3 protein-coding genes are annotated in these 3,996 nt (G+C 34.1%); all 3 read left to right on the forward strand.

Annotated elements, in window-relative coordinates:
• Positions 1-79 precede the first annotated feature (79 nt).
• The 3 genes from wecB (at position 80) to QMA00_RS18605 (ending at position 3,872) form a co-directional block, all read left to right on the forward strand.
• Positions 80-1,204, forward strand: a complete 1,125-nt coding sequence (wecB, locus tag QMA00_RS18595; protein WP_290158453.1) for a UDP-N-acetylglucosamine 2-epimerase (non-hydrolyzing) — start codon at positions 80-82, stop codon at positions 1,202-1,204.
• Positions 1,205-1,457: 253 nt separating this feature from the next.
• Positions 1,458-2,693 carry an oligosaccharide flippase family protein gene (locus QMA00_RS18600; protein ID WP_290158455.1) on the forward strand — a complete coding sequence of 412 codons (1,236 nt, stop codon included), beginning with the start codon at positions 1,458-1,460 and terminating at the stop codon, positions 2,691-2,693.
• On the forward strand, positions 2,694-3,872 hold the full coding sequence (locus tag QMA00_RS18605; protein ID WP_290158457.1) for a CDP-glycerol glycerophosphotransferase family protein: 1,179 nt from the start codon (positions 2,694-2,696) through the stop codon (positions 3,870-3,872).
• Positions 3,873-3,996 lie beyond the last annotated feature (124 nt).

Raw genomic sequence — 3,996 nt, forward strand, 5'->3', positions numbered from 1 at the left:
GCTGATAGCTGATAGCTGATAGCTGATAGCTGATAGCTGATAGCTGATAGCTAAATTTAATTTATTAAAGGATGAAAAAGTGAAAGTATTAACGGTATTCGGTACTCGCCCTGAAGCTATCAAAATGGCTCCATTGGTTCATGCTCTTGCCGCAGATGAGCGCTTTGAATCAAAATGCTGTGTAACAGCGCAGCATCGTGAAATGCTAGACCAAGTACTTGAGCTGTTTAAAATCACGCCTGATTACGATTTAAATTTAATGAAAGCTGGGCAAACATTACCAGAAATAACCAGCCGTATTTTACTAGAGCTCACTCCGGTACTTAAAGAGTTCAAACCCGATGTAGTACTAGTACATGGAGACACGGCAACAACGTTTGCAGCAAGCTTAGCTGCATATTACGAGCAAATAGCAGTAGGGCATGTTGAGGCTGGTTTACGTACTGGTAATATTTATTCACCGTGGCCAGAAGAAGGAAATCGTAAATTAACAGGCTCCCTTACAAAGTATCATTTAGCACCAACAGAAAACTCAAAAGCTAACCTGCTTAAAGAAAATGTCGCGGCTGAAAATATATCGGTAACTGGTAATACGGTTATAGATGCACTTTTACTGGTTAAACAACAAATAGAAAGTGATACCGATTTAAGTAATACCTTAGCTGCGCAGTTCCCAATGCTTGATGAAAGCAAAAAGCTTATTTTAGTTACCGGCCACCGCCGTGAAAGCTTTGGTGGTGGCTTTGAACGCATTTGTGAGGCATTAGCACAAACAGCTAAAGCGCACCCAGATTGCCAAATACTTTACCCTGTACACTTGAACCCTAATGTACAAGAGCCAGTTAAGCGTATTTTAAATGATGTAAACAACGTGCATTTAATAGAGCCTCAGCAGTACTTACCCTTTGTGTATTTAATGAATCGCGCACATATAATTTTAACCGACTCAGGCGGTATTCAAGAAGAGGCACCAAGTTTAGGTAAGCCAGTACTGGTAATGCGTGATACAACCGAGCGCCCTGAAGCAGTAGACGCGGGTACAGTAAAATTGGTTGGCACCGATATAGCTAGAATAACCTCAGCATTGAATGAGCTATTAACTAATGACGAGTCATATAAAACAATGAGCCGCGCTCATAACCCGTATGGTGACGGTAAAGCGTGCCAACGTATTTGTGATATTCTAGTTGAATTAGGTGTATAACTGAAATCTCGGCTATATATTTTTTAATTAAGTGAGAAGTTAATTTTGTTGAGTAGTGACAATTAATGACTAGCTTGTGAGTAATGTTTATACAGGTTCAATAGTGACTTTCTTTTTATTTACAATAAATAGCTAATGAAAATGCTCATTATTTTCTAAATAATTTTAATACCAAGTGCACATACAAAAAACAAGTAAGCAATAAAAAAGAAGTAAACAGAGTGATTAAAACCTATAAAAGATATCTAAAAAAGTGATTGAAAAATTAATAAAACTAAAACAGCACAGTGTAATTAAAAATAGTTTTGCTTTATTTTTATTGCAATTAGTAAATATGGTTGCACCACTTATGATACTCCCTTTTTTGTCAAGAGCACTAGGGATAGAGGGGTTCGGTATATTTATGCTAGTAATGTCCGCATCTTTGATAGGTGTCATTATTAGTGATTATGGCTTTACCCTTTCAGGTACTTATCAAATCTCGAGAAAGAGAGAAGACCATCAAGCTATAAGTAAAATTATTGGTGCTATTTTAACAATAAAAATAATACTTGTACTTGGAATTTTTATAGCGTTACTCATTATGAATAATTCCTTTCTTAACGGAAGTTATTCTAATAACCTTATTATTTTAGTCTGCTTAAATGTACTCGCGCAGGCAATGATCCCTACATGGTTTTTTCAAGGAATAGAAAATATGAAGCGGGTCACAATATATATGGTTTGCGCTAAATTATTTTATATAGTGCTAGTGTTGGGCTTTGTTGATAATAAAGACGATGTCGAATTAGTAGTTTTATTTTTGTGTTTGAGTAATGTGTTAGCGATGTTAATAGCTTTATATTCTATTTATTCATGTAATTACTCAATAGCATATCCAGATTTAAATGAAATAAAAAAACAAGTCATTAAGAGCACCTCCTTTTTCCTATCCAGAGCCGCAGTATCACTATATACCACTGCTAATACTTTTATAGTTGGAGCATTCTCTGGTGTACAACAGGCTGCGATATTTGGAGCAAGCGAAAAATTATATTTGGCTTCGCAAAGCTTTACCAGCCCAATAGCACAAGCTTTGTTTCCTTACGTAGCTAAAAATAAATCATCAGGTGTTTTGTTCAAAATATTACCTGTCATTTTAGTGCCCCTTATTAGTGGTAGTGCAATAGTTGTAATGTGGTCAAATGAAATAATGGTTATTATTTTTGGAGAGCAATTTTCAAATTCAGGAGGGGTGTTACAGATATTTATATGTTTAACCTCAATAAACTTTATCAGTGTCATATTTGGTTATCCTGCTTTTGCTGCTATAGGAAGAGTTAGCGTAGCAAACTATACTGTTATTTTCGGAGCTTTTATTCATTTAATAGTAATTGTCATACTTGCTTACATAGGAGAGATAACAGCTGAAAATGTTATACGGGCATTATTATTTACTGAAGTAATGGTTTTAATCTCACGCATCCTACTCTTTTATAAGTATAAATAAATGAATAAATTCTCCTATATATTAAATTTAATAGTAGCAACGTTATCAACTTTAGTCCCAAAAAATAAAAAAACTTGGGTGTTTGGTAGTTGGTTCGGTAAGCAGTTTTCTGATAATTCGAAATACTTATACAATTATGTATCCCAATATGATGAAGATATTAATGTAATTTGGATTGGAAAAAATAAAAAGGTTATACATGACCTAAGAAACCAAGGTGTGAACGCATATTATTACAAAAGCCTTTTAGGGATTTACTATCAGGCAAGGGCTTCTGTTGTATTTTTTACTCACTCTGTGGGGGCAGACCTTAACCCTCTTTTTATAGGCTATACAACGTTTAGGGTGCAGTTATGGCATGGTATGGCTTTAAAAAAAATTGGTTTTGATAATGACAAAGTTATAAAAAGTACATCATTCTCTATTAAACATCCAAAGTTATATGAAATCATTTCAAATACTCGTAATGACATGATAATTTCAACGGGTAAGGAGTGTACAAAAGTTTTCTCCTCAGCATTTAGAGAGCCTTCAGATAAAATTTTTGAAACGGGCTTTCCAAGAAACGACGTGTTTACCAAACCGAGGAAAGTGAATCGAAAGTACCGAGCTATCTACATGCCAACTTTTCGTGATGTGGAGGCGCATGGTGGAGACTTATTTGAAAAATACCAATTTGATGCACAAGAAATTGATAAGTTATTAGTAGCCAATAGTATTGACTTATATATTAGGGTTCACCCAGCAAATTCACCCAGTGATTTGCTAAAGAAAGTTATTAGTGAATGTCAGTCAATACAACTGTTTACAGTACCTGATATTTATGAAGCCATTAATAGCTTTGATTGTTTAATAACTGATTACTCAAGTATTATGTTTGATTTTTCGCTGAGCGGTAGGAGTATGATTTTTGCTCCTTTTGATCTAAAGGATTACTTAGCAAGTAACAGAGACCTATATTTTGATTATGAAAGTATCATTCCTGCAAACGACTGTTACTTTAATTGGCCCACTTTAATAGGACGTTTAATTGAGGAAAAGAAAAATCAAACATTAAAAAATAAAGAGTTTTCATCCTTATTAAGCTTTCATGATGTTATAGAAACCAAAAAAGATAAGTATTCACTTAACGTATATGAAGCTGTTAAGCGTGCGATAAGCTTAAAGAATAATAAATAGCCACTTTTATAATACATTTTTTAGAAACAGTAGAAAGTAAAATTATATTTACTACTGCAGGAATGCTTAATGAAAAGTAAAGTTAATATTTTAATATTGAACTGGAATAGTGCCACAGAAGTGA

Origin of the sequence: Pseudoalteromonas sp. APC 3694, from assembly GCF_030407565.1 — a bacterium.
Lineage (GTDB): Bacteria > Pseudomonadota > Gammaproteobacteria > Enterobacterales > Alteromonadaceae > Pseudoalteromonas > Pseudoalteromonas tetraodonis.

Bases quoted from the DNA above. Each gene is read 5' to 3' on its own strand.
- QMA00_RS18605 (WP_290158457.1), top strand. From the start codon at position 2,694: ATGAATAAATTCTCCTATATATTAAATTTAATAGTAGCAACGTTATCA.